This window comes from Halonatronum saccharophilum DSM 13868 (assembly GCF_000517025.1).
Taxonomy (GTDB): Bacteria; Bacillota; Halanaerobiia; order Halobacteroidales; family Halobacteroidaceae; genus Halonatronum; species Halonatronum saccharophilum.
On the sequence record NZ_KI912094.1, the window covers coordinates 45854 to 46976 of the forward strand.

1 protein-coding gene is annotated in these 1123 nt (G+C 31.3%); it reads right to left on the minus strand.

The window, feature by feature from the left end; translation table 11 throughout:
• Positions 1-400: 400 nt before the first annotated feature.
• Positions 401-892, minus strand: a complete 492-nt coding sequence (locus tag HALSAC_RS17795; RefSeq protein WP_084804307.1) for a transposase — start codon at positions 890-892, stop codon at positions 401-403.
• Positions 893-1123: the final 231 nt, after the last annotated feature.

A 1123-nucleotide genomic window follows, 5' to 3' on the forward strand; every position in this document is an offset into this window, starting at 1 on the left:
CCTCTCATAAGGATTCAAATATTCATCATATGAAAATTCTGTAGTATTCTTTAAAGAAGAATTACAAAACTTACAGCTAGGTACTAAATTAAATATTGACATAGAAAGGTAAGGATATTTAGATTTAGGAAAAAAGTGATCTAAATCTGCTCTTATTTTACCGTTTTTTGAGTATAAAGTGGTAGGGTAATATGTCAAGAGAAAATTTAAACAAAAATTACCCAGTTAATTGCCTAAAATTAGGCATAGCACACCCATACCCTGTATAAATGGTTAAATTTAACAGAGCTATAGCTAGTTATAACATTACTAAAAATAAGTTATTAAATCTGGGTGTAAACTTAAATAACTTAATTTTAGAGAGATTCTTTATAGACTATTCTCTAAAAGTCTAGAGGTTTTAGGTCTGATAATCACCTCCAGATGAATTGAGGTACTGGGAAGGATCATAAAGCACATTATCGCGCAGCAGAACGAAAATAAGCCGTACTAACTTTCTAGCACTCAAAACTAATGCTCGCTTGTGTTTATGTTTAGTTGACTCTTTGTGCTTTTTAGAATAATAGTCTTTATATTCAGGGCAATAGTTTTTAACTGAATTGGCAGCTTGTATCAAGTAATATCTGAGATATTTATTACCATATTTACTCATACCAGTTTCATCACTTTTGTAGTTATTAGATTGCTTATGTTTCCAAACTAAGCCAGCGTATTTAGCTAGTTTAGCTTCATCAGTAAAATTCGATATATTGCCAATTTCAGCAATTATACCGGAAGTGAAGATTGGTCCAATACCAGGTATAGAATCTAGAGTCTGTTGAAACTTAGAGACTTCACGCTCAATAGCTTTATTGACACGTTTTAAACTACTTTTTAAAGCTTTTAATTGTATCTAAAGATGTCTCTAAAGTTAGATTAACAGCATCTTGAATATCACGGTCAATATTATAGCAATTACGTGCAATTCTTTTGATTCTTTAGCGTAGCCTTCGGGATCAGAAAATCTATTTTACCTTTTTCAACTAAGAAATCAATTAATTCTTGAATAGAAAGGTCAGCAATTTCTTCAACGTCAAATTCAGTGAATAAAGCCACAGAAGTAGCACCGAAGGTGTTGGAAAAA